This is a genomic window from Roseovarius sp. YIN77 (assembly GCF_057219155.1).
Window position 1 is genome coordinate 41,196 of sequence record NZ_JBXVVI010000010.1, and the last position, 17,839, is coordinate 59,034.

At 57.2% G+C, this 17,839-nt stretch carries 18 protein-coding genes; 4 read left to right on the plus strand and 14 right to left on the minus strand.

The features are described from left to right. Positions 1-29: 29 nt before the first annotated feature. From AC2D8P_RS10300 to gltX, 4 genes are all read right to left on the minus strand, one after another. The gene (locus AC2D8P_RS10300) at positions 30-1,706 is read right to left on the minus strand and encodes an AMP-binding protein (RefSeq protein ID WP_484702513.1); all 1,677 of its coding nucleotides are present in this window, start codon (positions 1,704-1,706) and stop codon (positions 30-32) included. A 21-nt stretch (positions 1,707-1,727) separates the two neighbouring features. Then, entirely contained in the window at positions 1,728-2,057 is a 330-nt protein-coding gene (locus AC2D8P_RS10305) for a TfoX/Sxy family DNA transformation protein (RefSeq protein WP_484702514.1), read from the minus strand. 481 nt (positions 2,058-2,538) lie between these two features. Then, positions 2,539-3,831, minus strand: coding sequence for a citrate synthase (locus tag AC2D8P_RS10310; protein ID WP_484702515.1), 1,293 nt, complete (start codon positions 3,829-3,831; stop codon positions 2,539-2,541). Between the two features lie 63 nt (positions 3,832-3,894). Further along, positions 3,895-5,298: a glutamate--tRNA ligase gene (gltX, locus tag AC2D8P_RS10315; RefSeq protein ID WP_484702517.1), complete on the minus strand. Its 1,404-nt coding sequence runs from the start codon at positions 5,296-5,298 to the stop codon at positions 3,895-3,897. Positions 5,299-5,379: 81 nt separating this feature from the next. Between gltX and AC2D8P_RS10320 the strand changes: the two genes are divergently transcribed. Continuing rightward, the gene (locus AC2D8P_RS10320; protein ID WP_484702518.1) at positions 5,380-7,428 is read left to right on the plus strand and encodes a ComEC/Rec2 family competence protein; all 2,049 of its coding nucleotides are present in this window, start codon (positions 5,380-5,382) and stop codon (positions 7,426-7,428) included. Here the strand turns inward: AC2D8P_RS10320 and lexA are convergent. From lexA to AC2D8P_RS10355, 7 genes are all read right to left on the minus strand, one after another. Then, the gene (gene lexA / locus AC2D8P_RS10325) at positions 7,422-8,111 is read right to left on the minus strand and encodes a transcriptional repressor LexA (protein ID WP_484702519.1); all 690 of its coding nucleotides are present in this window, start codon (positions 8,109-8,111) and stop codon (positions 7,422-7,424) included. The two genes, AC2D8P_RS10320 and lexA, sit on opposite strands and share 7 nt — an antisense overlap. Positions 8,112-8,228: 117 nt before the next feature. After that, positions 8,229-9,401, minus strand: coding sequence for a molybdopterin molybdotransferase MoeA (locus AC2D8P_RS10330; RefSeq protein WP_484702520.1), 1,173 nt, complete (start codon positions 9,399-9,401; stop codon positions 8,229-8,231). Positions 9,402-9,403: 2 nt separating this feature from the next. Continuing rightward, positions 9,404-9,877, minus strand: a complete 474-nt coding sequence (moaC, locus tag AC2D8P_RS10335; RefSeq protein WP_484702522.1) for a cyclic pyranopterin monophosphate synthase MoaC — start codon at positions 9,875-9,877, stop codon at positions 9,404-9,406. Beyond that, positions 9,877-10,692 carry an indole-3-glycerol phosphate synthase TrpC gene (trpC, locus tag AC2D8P_RS10340; RefSeq protein WP_484702524.1) on the minus strand — a complete coding sequence of 272 codons (816 nt, stop codon included), beginning with the start codon at positions 10,690-10,692 and terminating at the stop codon, positions 9,877-9,879. The genes moaC and trpC overlap by 1 nt, the downstream gene beginning before the upstream one ends. Beyond that, positions 10,689-11,336, minus strand: a complete 648-nt coding sequence (locus AC2D8P_RS10345; protein ID WP_484702526.1) for a uracil-DNA glycosylase — start codon at positions 11,334-11,336, stop codon at positions 10,689-10,691. The genes trpC and AC2D8P_RS10345 overlap by 4 nt, the downstream gene beginning before the upstream one ends. Next, on the minus strand, positions 11,333-12,349 hold the full coding sequence (trpD, locus tag AC2D8P_RS10350) for an anthranilate phosphoribosyltransferase (protein WP_484702528.1): 1,017 nt from the start codon (positions 12,347-12,349) through the stop codon (positions 11,333-11,335). Before trpD ends, AC2D8P_RS10345 begins: the two co-directional genes overlap by 4 nt. After that, positions 12,346-12,927 (minus strand): anthranilate synthase component II, encoded by a 582-nt coding sequence (locus tag AC2D8P_RS10355; RefSeq protein WP_484702529.1) that lies wholly within the window; start codon positions 12,925-12,927, stop codon positions 12,346-12,348. Before AC2D8P_RS10355 ends, trpD begins: the two co-directional genes overlap by 4 nt. A gap of 124 nt (positions 12,928-13,051) precedes the next feature. On the opposite strand from AC2D8P_RS10355, the gene AC2D8P_RS10360 reads away from it, so the two are divergent. Further along, positions 13,052-14,389, plus strand: a complete 1,338-nt coding sequence (locus AC2D8P_RS10360; RefSeq protein WP_484702531.1) for a divergent polysaccharide deacetylase family protein — start codon at positions 13,052-13,054, stop codon at positions 14,387-14,389. A gap of 21 nt (positions 14,390-14,410) precedes the next feature. Here the strand turns inward: AC2D8P_RS10360 and AC2D8P_RS10365 are convergent, their stop codons facing one another. Further along, on the minus strand, positions 14,411-14,896 hold the full coding sequence (locus AC2D8P_RS10365; protein ID WP_484702533.1) for an autoinducer binding domain-containing protein: 486 nt from the start codon (positions 14,894-14,896) through the stop codon (positions 14,411-14,413). A 129-nt stretch (positions 14,897-15,025) separates the two neighbouring features. Between AC2D8P_RS10365 and AC2D8P_RS10370 the strand changes: the two genes are divergently transcribed. Both AC2D8P_RS10370 and AC2D8P_RS10375 read left to right on the plus strand, forming a co-directional pair. Beyond that, positions 15,026-15,631 carry a helix-turn-helix transcriptional regulator gene (locus AC2D8P_RS10370; protein WP_484702534.1) on the plus strand — a complete coding sequence of 202 codons (606 nt, stop codon included), beginning with the start codon at positions 15,026-15,028 and terminating at the stop codon, positions 15,629-15,631. 136 nt (positions 15,632-15,767) lie between these two features. Beyond that, on the plus strand, positions 15,768-16,373 hold the full coding sequence (locus AC2D8P_RS10375; protein WP_484702536.1) for an acyl-homoserine-lactone synthase: 606 nt from the start codon (positions 15,768-15,770) through the stop codon (positions 16,371-16,373). Positions 16,374-16,388: 15 nt separating this feature from the next. Here the strand turns inward: AC2D8P_RS10375 and AC2D8P_RS10380 are convergent, their stop codons facing one another. Together AC2D8P_RS10380 and AC2D8P_RS10385 are read right to left on the minus strand one after the other, a co-directional pair. Beyond that, complete coding sequence (locus AC2D8P_RS10380; RefSeq protein ID WP_484702538.1) at positions 16,389-16,607, minus strand: hypothetical protein; 219 nt, start codon at positions 16,605-16,607, stop codon at positions 16,389-16,391. A gap of 4 nt (positions 16,608-16,611) precedes the next feature. Further along, on the minus strand, positions 16,612-17,763 hold the full coding sequence (locus AC2D8P_RS10385) for an aromatic ring-hydroxylating oxygenase subunit alpha (RefSeq protein ID WP_484702540.1): 1,152 nt from the start codon (positions 17,761-17,763) through the stop codon (positions 16,612-16,614). Positions 17,764-17,839 lie beyond the last annotated feature (76 nt).

Below are 17,839 nucleotides of genomic sequence, written 5' to 3' on the forward strand. Positions count from 1 at the left end.
CGCTGCCCCTCTTGGTCCTTCGGACCAATTCACCCCGAGGTATTTGGGGCGAAAGGAAGGGGCGGGCAATTCTGTGTCGGCTGCTGATTTGCCAGTTTGCCCTTTTCAACCTTGCCGGTGGGCGTGCGGGGGATTTCGGTGAGAAATTCAATCTCTGCAGGCACCATGAATTTAGCCATTTTTGCGCGGCAGTGACCCTTTGGCGCGTCGGGCGAAAGGGTCTTGCCTTGTTTCATCACGACGAAGGCTTTGATATCTTCCTCCCCAAGTGGACTGGGAATACCGATGACGGCGCAATCCTCGATATTGGGGTGGGTCAGGATGCCTTCCTCGATCTCAAAGCCAGAGACCATCTCGCCGCGGACACGGATGCGTTCGGCCTTGCGGCAGATGAAGTAGAACAGGCCGTTTTTGTCGAGTTTCGCGATGTCGCCGGTGTGAAACCATCCGCCCCGGCGGCTGCGTTGGGTGATATCGGGTTGGCCCACATATTCGTCGGACATTACGCCAGGTTCTCGCGGGCGGATGACCATTTCGCCGGGGGTGTTTGGGGGGAGGGGATTGTCATTGTCGTCATGAATGACGACCTCGAATTCCGGCAAGACGATCCCGCCGGGGTGATCCCATTGCGGGGCCACCACCCAGCCCGCATCGGTGGATCCATAGCCGCCGCCGGGGATTAGATGGGTATTGAAGCGGGCGTCAAACTGCGCCTTGGGCACAGGGGCGGGGGTGGCCCAGCAGCGGGTGACCTTGTGCGCGCGTTCCTCTGGCCGTTCTGCGGCAGACCAGAGGAGTTGCTGAACCGAGCCAAGCATCATGAACCATGTGACGCCATAGTCGCAGATTTCGGACCAGAAGGCGGACAGACTGAAGCCGTCGCGCAGGATCAATCGGCCGCCGGTCATCATTGTGGGCAGGGCGTCGTAATAGGCCGGACCGATATGGGAGAGCGGGTAGGGGGAATAAACCGTATCGTCGCCGGTGACACGAAATGCGGGGATGACGTTTTCTGCCGTTCGCACGGCGTAGCGATGCGAAAGCAGACAGCCTTTGGATACGCCTGTGGTGCCGGAAGTGAACATGATCGCGGCAGGGGACAGGTCGGAATTGGGATTGGGGAGGTGATCTGTGCGATCTGACAAGAGATCATCAAATTGGACAATGTCGAGGTCGGGAAAATGCACACGCGCCGTTTCGGTGCCACCTGTGACGATCAGGGTTTTGACATCGGGAATTTCCGCCTGAATGCCTGCCAGCGCGTCGAAATGGGTGGGGGAGGTGATCACAATGGGTGCATGTGTCAGGGCGATGGTGCGCGCCAGTGACGGGCCGCGAAAGGCGCGGTTGATCGACACCTCGATCGCGCCGATTTTATGCAAAGCATAGGATGCCGCCAGATATTCGGCGCTGTTTTCCAGCATGATCGCGACATGCGACGGGGCTGTGCCTGTAAAGCCTAGCAAACCGTGCGCGGTTCGATTGACCAATGTTTCAAACGCGCCGTAGGTCCATGTTTCGCCCGAGGGCGCCATGGTTAGGAAAGGTCGGTTGGTAAAGCGCGTGCAGCATTCGTGGGCGACTTCGCCAAGGTTCTTTAAGAGGGGCGTCCTATTCCCTGTTCCCGCATCTTGTTGGCAGGTTTGCAGGGAAGGGCGCGCAAGAACTAAGAAATTTGCGACAAGGGCTTGGTACATCCACGACATCGGATTTTTCAGGTGACGAACTTATCGCCGTTCCACCACACCGATCTGATCCAAAATCCGCTCTATCCCCAATATCTGTTTGGGTTTGACCGAGGCGACAATGGCGTCAAAACGTATGCGCAGCGCTTCTTTTTCTTTACCCTTACAGTCGTTCCAAGGGCGGCCTTGCAAGCCCATTTCGATCACGTAATAGCCGATAAAGTGGGGTTGGGTGCCTGACAGAAGCAGGCGGCGGTAGGTTTCATCTGCGCCAAGGGCCCGGATTTCGTCGGCGCTGTGAATATCAGCGCGGGCGCAGGCGGCATCCATGGCGGGGCCTAAATTTCGGAGAGAGGACACGGGTTTCGACATGAAACCAGAGTATCATGTCAGGGAGTTGGCGCAATTGAGATTAGAAGCTAGCCCAATCAATGTTGCGGACAAAATCACGCCGGTCCTGGTCTGAGCATTCTTGATAAACATGGTCAGTTTGAAGGGGCTGATCATCATTATCAGGTGTTTTGTCCTGTGACACATCCTGTGGACGATGTGCATCCGGTGGGTATTGCGAAGCCATAATATGCTTCCTCCTACTTTGGGCCTAGCCCTCTCTGCTCTCAGATGGGTCACTGGCGGGCCCTTGAATGTAGGGAGCACCCAAATCATGGCCAAAGAAAGAAAATTTCACGGAAACGGTCTGTTGCGCACTATAATGTGATTAAGATGTAACGATTGTTTCGGGTTTGTGAGCGAAAATCACGCCTTTTTGGCCTCCAGTTGGAAAAGCCGCCCCGTGGGCGGCTTTGTCGCGATTCCGTATACATTTGAATGCCTTAATATGCCGAACAATAGTTCAGCGCTTTTCGACATCCACATAGTTGCGTGATGTCTCGCCCTTGTACAACTGTCGCGGGCGACCGATTTTCTGGGTTGGGTCGCCCAGCATTTCTTTCCACTGAGAGATCCAGCCGACGGTGCGGCTGATGGCAAAGATCGGCGTGAACATGGATGTTGGGAAGCCCATCGCCTCTAGAATGATGCCGGAATAGAAGTCGACATTGGGGAAGAGTTTCTTGTCTGCAAAATACGGGTCGTTCAGAGCCTGTTTTTCCAACTCCTTCGCGACCTGCAGGATCGGGTTGTCATCGACGCCCAAAAGCTCCAGCACTTCGTCGGCAGATTGTTTCATCACCGTCGCGCGCGGGTCGAAGTTTTTGTAGACCCGGTGACCAAAGCCCATCAGGCGGAAAGGATCGTTTTTGTCCTTGGCGCGGGCGATGAATTCGGGGATGCGATCAGGGGTGCCGATTTCTTTCAGCATTTCAAGGCAGGCCTGGTTGGCGCCGCCATGGGCAGGCCCCCACAGACATGCGATACCGGCTGCAACACACGCAAACGGGTTGGCCCCCGAAGAACCGGCCAGACGCACGGTTGAGGTTGAGGCATTTTGTTCGTGATCTGCGTGCAGGGTCAGGATCCTGTCCATCGCGCGGCTGAGGATCGGATTGACGACATATTCTTCGGCCGGAATGGCAAAGCACATGCGCAGGAAGTTTGACGCATAATCCAACGTGTTATCGGGATACATAAAGGGCTGGCCGATCGAATACTTATAAGCCATCGCCGCAATCGTCGGCAGTTTGGAAATCATCCGGACAGAGGCGACCTCGCGTTGTTCCGGGTCGGAAATGTCTAGTGAGTCATGATAGAAGGCCGACATCGCGCCCACGACCCCGACCATGGTTGCCATCGGGTGTGCATCGCGACGGAACCCACGGAAAAAGTTGTGCATCTGTTCATGCACCATGGTGTGGCGGGTGACGCGGGCTTCAAAATCTTCCAGTTCATGCGCGGTTGGCAGCTCGCCATAAAGCAGCAGGTAGCAGACCTCTAGGTAATGGGATTTTTCTGCCAATTGATCAATTGGATAGCCGCGATGCAGCAAGATGCCCTGATCCCCATCGATATAGGTGATGGCGGAATCGCAGCTGGCAGTTGAGGTGAAGCCGGGATCATAGGTGAAGACTCCGCCATCCGCATAAAGGCGCCGAATGTCTATGACATCAGGGCCGGCGGTTGGCGAATAGATCGGAAGGTCCAATTGTTTGTTGTCAAAGGTCAGCTTGGCGGTTCTTTGGTCTGACATGTCTCTCCCTCTCTGCTTTCGATCACCGTCTATCGGTGGGGCAGGTCAGAGGGAACGGTCCCCCTAGCCAGCCAGATCGTTTATCCGGGCGATTGTTTCATCTCGCCCCAGTACCAACATCATGTCGAATGCGCTCGGCGATGCGCCTGTGCCCGACAGCGCGGCGCGCAGTGGCCCTGCCACTTTGCCCAGTTTCAGGTCACGCGCCTCTGCGAACGCGGCAGTAGCTGCCTCTAATGCGTCACGGCTCCAGCTAGCATTTTGCAGCTGCGGCGTCAATTCCTTCAGTATACCACGGGATACATCATCAAGTGATTTTGATGACCTCTCATCATAGGGAAGGGGGCGGGAGTTTAAAATAAACCCAGCTTTATCAATAAGATCACCGAAGTCTTTGGCGCGATCCTTCAGGCAATAAATGGCCCGAGACAATTCGGAAATTTGATCGTCCGTCAGGGCGAGGTGATCGGAAACTTCTAGGAATCCGCGCAATTCATGCAGCAGTGCGGCATCATCTGAAATGGCCATATGGCGCCCGGACAGATTCTCTAGCTTTTTGAAATCAAAACGGGCGGGCGATTTTCCGATGCTGGAAAGATCAAACCAGTCTTTGGCCTGCGCATCGGTGAAAAACTCATCATCGCCGTGGCTCCACCCCAAGCGCGCCAGATAATTGCGCATCGCGGCCGAGGGATAGCCCATGGCCTGATATTCACTAACCCCCAAAGCGCCATGACGCTTGGACAGTTTCTTGCCATCAGGCCCGTGGATCAGCGGAATGTGCGCCCATACCGGAATAGTCCAGCCCATGGCATTGTAAACCATCGACTGGCGGGCGGCATTGGCCAGGTGGTCATCGCCGCGGATCACATGGGTCACGCCCATATCATGATCATCGACGACAACGGCCAGCATGTAGGTGGGTGTGCCATCCGAACGCAGCACGATCATGTCATCCAGCGTTTCGTTCTTGAACGTTACCGTGCCCTGAACCTGATCCTCGATCACGGTTTCGCCGTCGCGTGGGGCCTTTATCCTAATGGCAAACTGGGCGTCGGGATGGGTGGAAGGGTCGGTGTCACGCCAGGGGGACCGAAAGAGAGTGGATTTACCCTCTGCCTTGGCCTGATCCCGAAAGGCCTGAATTTCTTCCTGAGTGGAAAAGCATTTGTAGGCATGGCCAGAAGCCAGCATGGCATGGGCAACCTCTGCATGGCGCGGGGCGCGTTCGAACTGGCTAACCGCCTCTCCGTCGTGATCCAGACCCAACCATGTCATCCCGTCCAAAATGGCTTGCGTGGCCTCGGGTGTGGAACGGGCGCGGTCCGTATTCTCGATCCGAAGCAGAAACTTCCCGCCCCGGCCACGAGCGTAGAGCCAGTTAAAAAGCGCAGTACGGGCCCCACCGATATGCAAAAAACCGGTTGGGGACGGGGCGAAACGGGTGACGACCTGTGTGTCAGACATGGGGCGCGTTAACCTTTTGGAAACCATGCGGGGGGACTGTGTTTGAGCGTGTTGTAGTAGGCGAGCGAGGCAGGGACAAGGGTGCGTCTGATATTGGATAGTCTGGCCCGACAGCGGGGGCGATTGTTCCTGTGGCTGCCGGTGGGCTATGGGGGTGGAATTGGCGGCTATTTTCTGTTGCGCACCGAGCCGGGCGTGTTGTGCTACGGGGCAATTGCCGCGGGCCTGATATTGTGCGTGTGGTTGACGTATCGTGTGCCAGAGGATTGGCAACCCCTGACCATTTTCGCAGCGATCTGTCTGGCGGGGTTTATGGTGGCCGGGGCGCAGGCCCATCTGGTCCGTGCGCCCGTTCTGGATTTTCGGTATTATGGCCCGGTCGAGGGGCGGATCATCGCCATTGACCGGTCACAATCGGACAAACCGCGCCTGACGCTGGATCAGGTCGTGTTGCGCCGGATGGCACCCGCGCGCACGCCTAAACGGGTCAGGATATCATTGCATGGTGAACAGCCCTATCTGACCCCTGAGGCCGGGCAAATTGTGATGATGACCGCGCATCTGTCACCGCCGCAAGGCCCGGTCGAACCAGGTGGCTTTGATTTCCGGCGTCTGGCCTGGTTTCAGGGCTTAGGGGCGGTTGGTTACACCCGTGCGCCTGCGCTGGTCCTTGCCCCATCTGATGGTGGCCCGCGCTGGTGGGTTGCCCGATTGCGGGACGATATTGCCCATGCGATGCATCAGAATATGAATGACGCGACCGCATCTGTTGCGGTGGCGATCACAACGGGAGACCGAAGCGGCCTGTCCCGTGACACGGTTGAGGCGCTGAGGCGTACAAATCTGGCGCATCTGTTGGTCATATCCGGGTTGCATATGGGGTTATTGGTGGGTTTTGTCTTTGCTTCGACACGATATGGCCTGGCCTTGTGGCCTTGGGTCGCGCTTTACTGGCCGACCAAAAAGATCGCCGCTGGAACCGCCGTGATCATCGGGGCTGCCTATCTGGCGCTGTCGGGGGGAAGCGTCGCGACCATGCGGGCCTTTGTCATGGTGTCGGTGATGTTGATCGCGGTCATGTTGGACCGGCGGGCGATCACATTGCGCGCGGTCGCGGTGGCCGCGCTGATCATTCTGACGCTGCGTCCCGACAGTTTGCTAAGCCCGGGGTTTCAGATGTCCTTTGCCGCCACGACAGCATTGGTTGCTGTGTTTGATGGGCTTAGGCGGTTTGATCAGAACGCCCTGCCACGCTGGTTGCGTCCGGTGATGGCGACGGTTCTGTCCTCCGCGGTTGCGGGGTTGGCCACGGCACCCTATGCGGCGGCGCATTTCAACCAGATTTCGCATTTCGGGCTGATCGCCAATTTGTTGGCCGTGCCGGTAATGGGGTTGGTGGTGATGCCAGCGGCGGTGGTGTCAGTGGTGCTGTGGCCATTTGGGGCAGAGACGATCAGCCTGTGGGTGATGGAGCTGGGCATCGTCTGGATTCTGAGCGTGGCTGGGTGGATATCGACCTGGGATGGAGTGGTGAGCCATGTCGCATCGCCCGGGGCTTGGGGGCTTCCGCTGTTGTCTATGGGGCTGTTGATCTGCGCGATCTGGCAGGGGGCAGGGCGATGGTTGAGTGTGCCGGTTGTTATGGCCGCCCTGGTGATCTGGACCGGGGCAGATAGACCGGTTGTATTGATTGCGGGCTCTGGCGGTTTGGTTGGGGTGATGGGGCCAGAGGGCCGTACGTTAAGCAAGGCACGCGGAGATGGGTTTTCGGCCCGTGTTTGGCTGGAAAACGACGGCGCCCCTGTGGATCAGGTTGATGGCTTTGCCCGGCCGGGGTTCACGGCGGATGGCAGCATCATGTCCGCGCAATTGGGTGACATTACGTTCATCCACCTGACGCGCAAGTCAGATATTGCGCATGCAGCTGGGCTGTGCCGCCCCGACGTATGGATCATCAGCAGCGCTGAGATGCCAGAACTGGACGGCGGATGCCGGGTTTTGGATCAGATCGCATTACGGCGCAGCGGTGCGCGCGCTGCCTACCTTGAGGGCAAAGAGGTCAGAGAAATAACCGTGACAGATCTTTCAGGCCACCGCTTGTGGACAGAGGACCCCATGCCGGATCAATAAGTGCGGATCAGTCCTACCAGCCGCCCCTGTACCGCAACCGCCCCTTCGGGCAGAACGCGGGTCTCATAGGCGGGGTTTGCAGCCTCCAAAGCGATCATATTGCCGCGACGGCGAAAGCGTTTCAGCGTTGCCTCATAGCCCTCGATCTGGGCCACAACGATATCGCCATTGTTCACGCTGGTGGTTTCACGGATCACGACGATGTCACCATCATTGATGCCCGCATCGATCATCGAATCGCCGCGGACCTCTAACGTATAGTGCCGGTCTGAACTGGTCAGCATGTAGCCGGGAACGGTGCGGGTGCGCGATCCATCCTCGATCGCCTGTATGGGTTCACCGGCGGCGATGCGGCCCAGAATTTCAAGTTCCACCGCCGCGCCCTGCTGTGCCGGTTGGGCCTTGGCGGGCAGGCTGTCGGGGCGATCACCGTCAATCACGCGGGGGCTGAAGCTGTCACCGCCAAGCGCGTCGGGCAGTTTGATAATCTCGATCGCGCGGGCCTTGTGGGCAAGACGGCGCAGAAAGCCGCGTTCCTCCAATGCTGTGATCAGGCGGTGGATACCGGATTTTGAGCGCAAATCCAGCGCCTCCTTCATCTCATCAAAACTGGGTGGCACCCCGTCAAGCGCGACGCGTTTGTTGATAAATTCAAGGAGTTCCAACTGCTTTCGGGTCAACATGGCCTGTGCCTCCGTTTTCGCATGAACATTGTCATATGGGCGCGGTTCGTTCCACGCTTGTTCAAGTAATGTTCTATGCGTGTTCCCGCTTTGTGTCAACAGGTGGGGCCGAAGCACCTAGATTGGGATGTAGGATAGCACTTCGCCTGTTTTGCGGGCCGGATCGTTGGGTGGCCGAACAATCAAGGCATTGGCGTCATTGTAAACTGTCATCAGGGCGCTGTCTTGCCGGGGAAAAATCGTCAGCCCATCTGCATCTACGCGGCCACGCATATAGTGTTCGCGGGGGCCGTTGGGATCAGCATCATGGGAAAGTGTGGATATTAACTGTGTGTCGTAAATATTTGTGTGACCAAGATATTTACGGATCATTGATTTCAAAAATACATGACCGCAGACCAGCGATGACACCGGATTGCCTGGAAGGCCAACCATCGCCATGTCGCCAAGACGCCCAGCCATCAGCGGCTTGCCGGGGCGCATGGCGACCTTGTAGAAGGCGCGATCCATACCCAATTCTGCGGCAACATCGCCGACCAAGTCATGATCACCGACAGAGGCCCCGCCGATGGTGACCAGCAGATCCGCCCCTGTGGCCAGTTCAAAGCAGGCCCGCAGCGACGCCTTGGTATCCCGTGCGATGGGCAGCAAGCGCACGGTGGCGCCTGCGTCTTCCAGCAACGCTTTCAACCCAAAACCGTTTGAGGCGATGATCTGATCGGCAGAGGGGGCTTCGCCGGGCATGACAAGTTCGTCGCCTGTCGCCAGAATGGCAATATCGGGGCGGCGGGTGACGGTGACTGAGGGGATGTTCATCGATGCCAGCAGCGATAAATCACCTGGGCCCAGAAGGCGGGGGGCGGTCAATGTGTCGCCCTCCCTGAAATCATCCCCGGCGGGGCGAATATGGCTTTTGGTGCCAAGGGTATCGCCGATTGTGATCGTGTCGCCCGTGCGGTTGACATCTTCCTGTATCACCACGCGGTCGGCGCCATCAGGGACGGGCGCACCGGTAAAGATACGCACGGCCTGACCCAGACCGACGGTGCCGTCATAGCTGTGCCCAGCGGCAGATTCGCCGATCACGGCAAGTGTCGCGCCGGCGTGGATATCCGCATCACGTACCGCGTAACCATCCATCGCGGATCCTGCAAAGGGCGGCTGGTTGCGTGTGGCTTGGACGTGTTCGGCGAGGACGCGACCATTGGCCTGTGCCAATGGAACGGTTTCTGCCGGCAATGGGCGGGCGAGGCCGCAGACAAGATCAAGAGCCTCGGAAACGCTGATCATCGCTATGCCTCGTATCGTCCTGATTTTCCGCCATCTTTCAGGGTGACGCGGATGCCACCGATTTCCATCCCGCGGTCCACAGCCTTGAGCATGTCATAGACTGTCAGCGCGGCGGTTGAGGCGGCGGTCAGGGCCTCCATCTCTACACCCGTTTGGCCAGAGGTTTTGACCGTGGCGGAAATGCGGATACCGGGGAGGGTTTCATCCGGGGTCAGATCCAGTGCGACCTTGGTGATCGGCAGCGGGTGGCAAAGCGGGATCAGATCCGATGTGCGTTTAGCCCCCATGATCCCGGCCAGACGCGCGACGCCCAAAACGTCACCCTTTTTCGCATCGCCTTTTACAATGATATCAAGAGTTTCTGGTAGCATCTTCACCCAACCCTCGGCGGTTGCAACCCGATCTGTTACCGGCTTATCCGAGACATCGACCATGTGCGCGTCGCCTGCGGCGTCGAAATGGGTGAGCTTTGGCATTAGGCGGCCCCTTCCATTGGGACAGGATTGGCGAGCAGATTGCGCGTGGCGGTTTCCACGTCATCCTGGCGCATCAGGCTTTCCCCGATCAGGAAGATGCGGGCGTTGTGGGTCGCCATCTCTGCCAGATCCTGAGGTGTGTTCAGTCCGCTTTCGCACACCAACATCCGATCTGCCGGGGCCAGTTTGGATAGGCGCTTGGTGGTATCCAGATCAGTGTGGAAGGTTTTCAGATTGCGGTTGTTGACGCCCAGCAGCGGTGATTTCAGGGCGAGGGCGCGTTCCAGTTCATCCTCATCATGGACCTCAACCAGCACATCCATACCCCAGCCAAAGGCCGCATCTTCCAGTTCCTGTGCCTGCGCATCGGATACGCTGGCCATGATAATAAGGATACAATCGGCATGGAGCGCGCGTGCCTCTGCCACCTGATAGGTGTCATACATGAAATCCTTGCGCAGGGCGGGCAGGTTGGTGGCGGATCGGGCCTGCACCAGAAATTCATCAGCGCCTTGAAAACTTGGGGTGTCGGTCAAGACCGACAGGCAGGTTGCGCCCCCGGCTTCATAGGCCTTGGCCAGTGCGGGCGGGTTGAAATCGGCGCGGATCAGGCCCTTGGAGGGGCTGGCTTTTTTGACCTCTGCAACCAATCCATATCCAGTGGCGGAGGCATCGCGCAGGGCATTGGCAAAGCCACGGGTGGCCGGGGCGGCCTTGGCGGCGGCCTCTACCTGTGCAAACGGGTTGGCCACTTTGCGGGCGGCGACGTCTTCCAGCTTGTAGGCTTTGATCTTGTCCAGAACGGTCTGGGTCATGGGCGTATGGTCCAGTTAATCGGGTCTTTCCCCCGGTTCCTAAGCCAATCGTTGACCTTTGAAAATGGTTTGGAGCCAAAAAAGCCGCGTCGGGCGGATAAGGGGGACGGATGGGCGGTGCGAATGATCAGGTGATCGCCGGGTTTAATGTGCTTTTCCTGTGCCTGGGCGTGTCGACCCCACAATATGTAAGCGGTTGGAATATCGGACGTTTTTGCGATGACTTGGCCTGCGAGGGTGTCCCAGCCCAGTTTCGAATGGGCACCGGCGTTGCCCTCTACCACGGACAGTGCGGTGTTTAGCAGCAGCACGCCCTGATCGGCCCAACCGCGCAGGTCACCATTTGGGGGCGATGCCCCAAGATCATCCTGCATCTCTTTGAAAATATTGTTTAAAGATCGGGGTAGGGGGCGCACATCTGGTTCAACCGAGAAGGCAAACCCATGGGCGTGGCCCCGTGTTGGATAGGGATCCTGACCCAAAATAACGACCCGCACATCGCCGGGCGGTGTTCGCTCCAGCGCCGAAAAAATCTGTCTGCGGGGCGGCAGTATTTCGTCGGTATATGTATCGAGCACTTCGCGAATTCTGGGCCAATCGTGCACAAAAAACGGCAAGCTGGCCCAGTCGTCCAGATTGGTCATGCGGCAGAGGTTAGTGCCGCCAAGCCGTCAAGCTTGGCCCGGGCGGCACCGGAATCGATGCTGGTTGTGGCCATTTCGACGCCGGATTTCAGATCGCCTGCCTTGCCTGCCACCACCAACGCGGCGGCAGAATTCAACAGCACTGCATCGCGGTAGGCGGAATGTTCCCCGGCCAAAAGTGCGGCAAAGGCGTTGGCGTTATCCTCTGGCGTGCCGCCGATAATTGCCTCGAACGGATGGACGGGCAGGCCCGCGTCCTCTGGATGCAATTCGTGATCGGTGACGGCGCCGTTTTCCAGTGCAGCAACCCAGCTGATCCCGGCAATCGACAGCTCATCCGTGCCGTCACCACCGTGGACGAGCCAAGCCCGTTCTGATCCCAGCGATTGCAGGGTTTCAGCCATCGGCCTGATCCAGTCGCGGCTGAAGGCGCCGGTCAGTTGAAATTTCACATCTGCCGGGTTGGTCAGCGGGCCCAGTAGGTTAAAAACGGTGCGTGTTCCAAGCTCTGCCCGTGTGGGCATGACATGGGCGATGGCCGGGTGGTGCATCGGGGCCATCATGAATCCGATGCCGACCCCATTTATGGCGCGTTCTACGACGTCGGGGCCAACCATGACATTGATGCCCATCTGCGTCTGTACATCGGCGGTACCGGACTTGGAGCTGAGATTGCGATTGCCGTGTTTGGCGACCACGACGCCCGCGCCAGCGGTAACAAAGGCCGTGGCGGTAGAGATATTCAGCGTATGTTTGCCATCGCCCCCAGTGCCGACGATATCCATGGCCCCGGTGGGGGCTGAAACCTTATTGCATTTGGCGCGCATCACGGCGGCGGCGGCGGCGATTTCCTGAACCGTTTCGCCGCGGGTGCGCAACGCCATCAATAGCCCGCCGATCTGGCTGGGCGTGGCATCGCCGTTAAAAAGCGCGGTAAACGCGGTTTCAGCCTCTGCCCGGGTCAGGGGGCGGTCGGCGGCGGTGCCAATCAACGGTTTTAATGCGTCGCTCATGCCGGTTCCCCCACCATATCCAGAAAGTTTTGCAGAAGTTTATGCCCGTGTTCCGAGGCGATGGATTCGGGGTGGAACTGCACACCATGGATCGGCAGGGTTTTGTGGCGGACACCCATGATGGTGCCATCCTCCAGCCAGGCGTTGACCACCAGACAATCGGGCAGGGTGTCACGATCGACAATCAGGGAATGATAGCGTGTCGCCTGAAACGGGGAGGGCAAATCCTTAAACACGCCCGTTCCATCATGGTGCATGGTGCCCATTTTGCCGTGAACGATGTCACCGCTTCGCGTCACTTTTCCACCAAAAACTTCGCCGATTGCCTGATGACCCAGACACACCCCAATCAGTGGGGTTTGGGTTTCTGCGGCGGCTTCAGTCAGCGCCATGCAAATCCCAGCTTGTGACGGGTCCTTGGGGCCGGGGGACAGCATGATAGCTTCGGGGTGCAGGGCCATCGCCTCCTGCACATCCAGGGCGTCGTTGCGTTTGACAACAACCTCTGTCCCCAACTCGCTCAGATAATGGACCAGATTGTAGGTAAAGCTGTCATAATTGTCGATCATCAGCAGCATCTGTCGGACTTTCGTGAATTGGGGGTGATCCCGGAACTTTGTCAGGCTATAATTGGTCAGAGAGCAGGCCGGGGGTCAAGGGCTGACCCGCCGGGATTGAGGTATATTACAGACGGAGAATGCTGTGGCACGCGGGTTTTTGTCGGGCATCATTGGTGGAACTGTGGTTGGGTTGCTGGGAACGGCGGCCATGTCGTTGTTGTCGGATCTGCCGCCAGGGGCCGGTGGGGCACCAGAATTGGCGGAAACTGAAGGGGCAGCGTCGCTGGAACCCGTGGCACCCGAAGGGACGCCGCAGATCCCCTCTGCCGATGTTCCGGATGAGAATGTCCCCCTTATCGGGTTAAGCGATCCGGTAAATGGAGACAATCAGGATGCACCAGACCCAGAGCGGGAATCAGCCGAAGCGCCTGATGTGGATGCGCCAGACGTGGCAATGGATGCGCCCGAGGGTGGATCAAGCGCCCCGAATGTTCCGCAAACCGAACAAAGCGACGGGGCAGAGGGAATCGATCTGGCCCTGGCGCCGGAGGCCCCGGCAGCGTTTGCCACACCGGACATCGACACGTCCGCCCCTGAACGGCCGGGGCAGGAAGATGATTCTGAAGAGCCCGGAACCCCGGTCGAAGATATCATTGTGGAAGAGGGCACAGGAATTGGTGATCCGGTCGACGGTTTCACCGATCAGGCCCCGAATGTCACGATTAACCGTCTGCCCAGTATCGGAGACGAAGATCAGATTGCCGAAATTGTAACAGAAGATGCCGCGCCGGATGGTGCGGATATTCTGGGCGCCCTGACTTGGAACGCGGTGCCGTTTGAAAACGCCGATGGCAAACCTGTCTATTCCATCATCCTGATTGACTCGGTTGATGGGGATTTGACCCCCAACACCGCAGCACAACTGGGTTTTCCCATCACGGTTGTTATCGACGCGACCTCTGCCGGTGCCGAAGCGCGGGCAGAAGCCTACCGCGCGGCGGGTCAAGAGGTGATGTTCACCCTGTCCCTGCCAGATGGTGCCTCGCCGGTTGATGTCGAGGTGGCGTTCGAGCGCGCGTCTTCGACCATTCCCTTGGCCGTTGCTGTCATGGATCAGGCTGAGGGCGGGTTTGGGTCGAACCGAATGTTGGCGCAACATGTTATCGCGATTGCCGCGCAATCCGGGCATGGAGTTGTGGGCCATGGCAAGGGATTGAACTCGATCACGCAACTGGCTGATCGTGATGGTGTGCCTGCCGCATTGTCCTTCCGCGTATTTGACGACCAACAGCAAAGCGGCGCGGTCATTCAACGCTATCTGGATCGGGCAGCGTTTCGCGCGCAGCAGGAGGGATATGTCGTGATGGTGGGGCACAACCGTTCCGAATCGATCACTGCGATCAGCGAATGGGCCAAAGGCGAGCGGGCAGGCAGTATGGCGCTGGCCCCGATATCGGCGGTGCTGCGGCGCAATCAATAATTTTGTCGTTTGAACCTGGCGTCAGCCTTGCGATGTGATGATCGAAAGCTGTTTCAGCGCTGCGCGCTCTGCCGACGGTAGCGTGGTCAGGTTTTTGGTCAGGGTGTGCAGTTGGGTCAGATGCTCATCCAACTGCGCGGCCTCTGCCTCTGTAAACTTGCGATCTGTTCGTGAGAACCCGGCGATGGTTCTGGACCCGTCCTGCAACAGTGAAATGACCACACCGTGGTTCAGCCCATAGTCAGCGGCGTCGCGTAGAACATTGCGTTCGTCTATGTCGGACAGTTCATCCCAATCGATCATGCCGGTGTTTTCAAACCCCCAGCGTACGATCGGATCATGGATGACCATGCCCTTGTTTGAATAGTGCGTCAGCCAGTCTTTCGAATAACTCTGAAAGAAAAAAGTCGGCGTAGTGAATTTGATATGCAACCCGATTGCATATCCCGCCGTGCAGATGTTTCCGATGCTTTCAAGGACCGGACTGATTGAAAGATTGTCAGACATTTGGACCGTACATTCGCATTATGGTTGCATTATCTGCCAGATTTACTCTACCTTGCAAGACAATTGCATATTATCAAGTTGTTGAAAAGCACCTGCTATTTGTATTGCAGGCTGGAGATACGCTGTCGAATGAACCTTTCTATTCATTCATTCGAGTTTCAAAAGAGGGCGCCGCAAGGGTATTACGTTGCGTTGCGCGTTGGTTTCGCTTTCCCTATGGCAGAGCAAAACGCCTTCCCCCCGGAGTGGATCGAGATCTATACGCAGCACGGATTCATGCTGCATGATCCCGTATTGAAATGGATCTATGACAATGACGGTTGGATCCGCTGGAGCGATATAAACCTGCCTGATCCGCGTAAAATCATGGCGCAAGCTGAGGTTTTCGGCATGAAATATGGCATTGCCGTCAGTTGCAGCGATGATCAGGGCGGTTTGCGCAGCTTTGGCACCTTTGCCCGCGAGGACCGAGAGTTCAATGACGCGGAAATTCGGTTTCTTTCCGATGCTGTGGGGGCCTTGCATTCATCGGCGCATGCCCCATCCAACCTGACAGAGGCTGAGCTGGAGGTTTTGCGTTTGATGCGGGACGGATTGTTGATGAAGCAGATCGCCGATGAAATCGGGGTTTCGCTGGGCGCAATCAAGCAGCGCCTGAAAAACGCAAAGTCGAAACTGGGCGCAAAAACCAGTTCTCAGGCCATCGCCTTGTCGTTGGAATACGGGATTCTCTGAATAATCACCCGATTATTGTAAACAAAATGCCGTAAATAAGTCTATTTTCCACGCTACGCCTACCCATCGAACGGTGGGTTTGTGAATTGTTAACCCTTTCCGAACCCTATCCGAGTCTCCTTAAAGGAGAGTGGAGATGGAAAATATTAGGTTGAATTTTTCGAACTTACACGAGTTCGGCCCCGCATTTTACGAGTATCTTAAGTTAAGAAAGCACTTTTTTGTGGATACCCTTGGGTGGGATATTCCGCATGATGATCACGTTGAGATGGATCAGTATGACACGCCGCAGGCGTTTTATTCGCTGGTGCGCAAGGATGGGCGCGTGGTCGGTGGATTGCGTTTCATGCCGACAACATCGTCATGGGGAAACTACACATTCATGCTGCGCGACGCGATCGAAGGGAAGCTGGGATCTATTCCTGATGATCTTTTGGATAATGTCGTGGCGTCCCCAAAGGTTTGGGAAAGCACACGGATTGTGATTTCCGATGATCTGCAGGATTTGGCAGAGCGCGCGAAATGTCTGGAACTGATCATGGACGGGTTTGTCAAAACGGCGGCACAGAAAGGTGCGCGGCAGTTGATCGGCCTAACGCGGCCCGGATTGGCGCGGTCGTTGCGGCAGCTGGGATATGACGTGTCACAGATCAGCCGCACCTATCGCAATCCCGGCGATGGACGCACTTATGCTGTTCTTAGCATGCCCCCGGAAAAAATGGCTGCTGCAATGGCTGCTTGATCAGCACGGGCGCGACTACTCTTCGCGTCCGCGTTCTTTCAACCGATCTCGAAGCGCAGGCGTTAATGGATGCGCCATTTCCAGCGCGAAAACATAGGCATGGGTCAGAAAGAAGCAGGCGGCATCGGCGTCGCCTGCAAGCTCCTGTTCATCCGCTGCCTGCGTGTAGAGGGACACCAACGCCCTACGATCATCACGGGCGTGGGCATCCAGCAAGTCTTGACTAAGAGACACGACCCTATTCCGCGGCCATCGCCTGATTGCGATGGGTATTCAATTGCCTTGCGACCCAATCGTGGAAGCAGTGCGTTGGCCCATCCATCGCGGGGGAGAAGCGACCACCGTCAAAATTCGGGGCGTGACGGCCTTTTTGCATGCCTTCGACGACAAAGACGTCCTCCTCAAAAACCTCTTTCCATTGTGCGGTGTTTTTAGACCGCAGGCCCTGTTTGGTTGCGTCAGAGGCATAATAGAGGTGGATATGTTCGACGGTGTTTTCGGTGTCGACCGGTTCCAGTACGATGGCAAAGCTGTGGTCGCGTTGCACACCCAGCAGAACATTGGGATAGACCACCAGATATTCCCCACCTGTTTCCCATTTCTCTGACAAGTCGGCGAAATCCGGGAAGCTGTCACCATCGTCGTCTTTGAGTTGCCGATAGACGAGCGTGCCCTGGCCCGAATAGCGGCCATATTCATTGATATTGTAGTGGTCTTCCAGTCGGGAATAGCTGTTCAGACCGGGATGAACCCAGGGCAGGTGGTAGCTTTCACAATAGTTTTCGACCGCAAGTTTCCAGTTGGTTTTGACCTTCAGCGCAAATGTGCTGTCGGTGCCGCCATGATAAAGCGGTTGGTTAAACTCTTTCCAGCGCTCGATCAGTTCCGCATGAGCGATTTCAAAGGCCGGAGCAGTGCCGGAGATGTTGATGAAGACCACATCCATGAAGATATGGCTGCGCACCTCGATCAGGCCCAGTTCATCGCGTTTGATATTCTCATGGGTGTTGTGACCTGGACCGCCGACATGGGGGGTGGAGACCAGCCCGCCTTTGTGGTTGTAACACCAGCTGTGATAGGGGCAGCGAATGGCGCCCTCGATTTTGCGTGGTTCTTCCACCAGGATCATGCCGCGGTGACGACAGATGTTTTGAAAGACGCGCACAATATTGTCGCGCCCGCGCATCAAAAGCAGCGGAATCCCCAGAAACTCCACCGGTTTTGCATCCCCTGGTTCCGGCACATCGGCGACCACACCCAAACCGGCCCAATTGGCAAACAAGACGGCCTCTCGTTCCTCGGCAAAGACCTGAGGATCGATATAGTGGGGGTTGGGCAATCCATTGGCGGTTTCAACAGATTGGCGGACCTTGCTGATGTCAGTTGTCATTGGGCGGGATCCTTGGGAATGGAAGTTAGACTTGATCTCGACACTAGCGTCGAGTTTATGGAAAATCCAGTCAATC

Excerpts from the sequence above, each read along its gene's own strand:
- AC2D8P_RS10300 (WP_484702513.1), bottom strand. The coding sequence starts at position 1,706 with ATGTCGTGGATGTACCAAGCCCTTGTCGCAAATTTCTTAGTTCTTGCG.
- AC2D8P_RS10330 (WP_484702520.1), bottom strand. The coding sequence starts at position 9,401 with ATGATCAGCGTTTCCGAGGCTCTTGATCTTGTCTGCGGCCTCGCCCGC.
- AC2D8P_RS10385 (WP_484702540.1), bottom strand. The coding sequence starts at position 17,763 with ATGACAACTGACATCAGCAAGGTCCGCCAATCTGTTGAAACCGCCAAT.
- moaC (WP_484702522.1), bottom strand. The coding sequence starts at position 9,877 with ATGCCAAAGCTCACCCATTTCGACGCCGCAGGCGACGCGCACATGGTC.
- AC2D8P_RS10375 (WP_484702536.1), top strand. The coding sequence starts at position 15,768 with ATGGAAAATATTAGGTTGAATTTTTCGAACTTACACGAGTTCGGCCCC.
- trpD (WP_484702528.1), bottom strand. The coding sequence starts at position 12,349 with ATGAGCGACGCATTAAAACCGTTGATTGGCACCGCCGCCGACCGCCCC.
- AC2D8P_RS10345 (WP_484702526.1), bottom strand. The coding sequence starts at position 11,336 with ATGACCAATCTGGACGACTGGGCCAGCTTGCCGTTTTTTGTGCACGAT.
- lexA (WP_484702519.1), bottom strand. The coding sequence starts at position 8,111 with ATGTTGACCCGAAAGCAGTTGGAACTCCTTGAATTTATCAACAAACGC.
- trpC (WP_484702524.1), bottom strand. The coding sequence starts at position 10,692 with ATGACCCAGACCGTTCTGGACAAGATCAAAGCCTACAAGCTGGAAGAC.
- AC2D8P_RS10370 (WP_484702534.1), top strand. The coding sequence starts at position 15,026 with ATGAACCTTTCTATTCATTCATTCGAGTTTCAAAAGAGGGCGCCGCAA.
- AC2D8P_RS10310 (WP_484702515.1), bottom strand. The coding sequence starts at position 3,831 with ATGTCAGACCAAAGAACCGCCAAGCTGACCTTTGACAACAAACAATTG.
- AC2D8P_RS10365 (WP_484702533.1), bottom strand. The coding sequence starts at position 14,896 with ATGTCTGACAATCTTTCAATCAGTCCGGTCCTTGAAAGCATCGGAAAC.
- AC2D8P_RS10305 (WP_484702514.1), bottom strand. The coding sequence starts at position 2,057 with ATGTCGAAACCCGTGTCCTCTCTCCGAAATTTAGGCCCCGCCATGGAT.
- AC2D8P_RS10355 (WP_484702529.1), bottom strand. The coding sequence starts at position 12,927 with ATGCTGCTGATGATCGACAATTATGACAGCTTTACCTACAATCTGGTC.
- gltX (WP_484702517.1), bottom strand. The coding sequence starts at position 5,298 with ATGTCTGACACACAGGTCGTCACCCGTTTCGCCCCGTCCCCAACCGGT.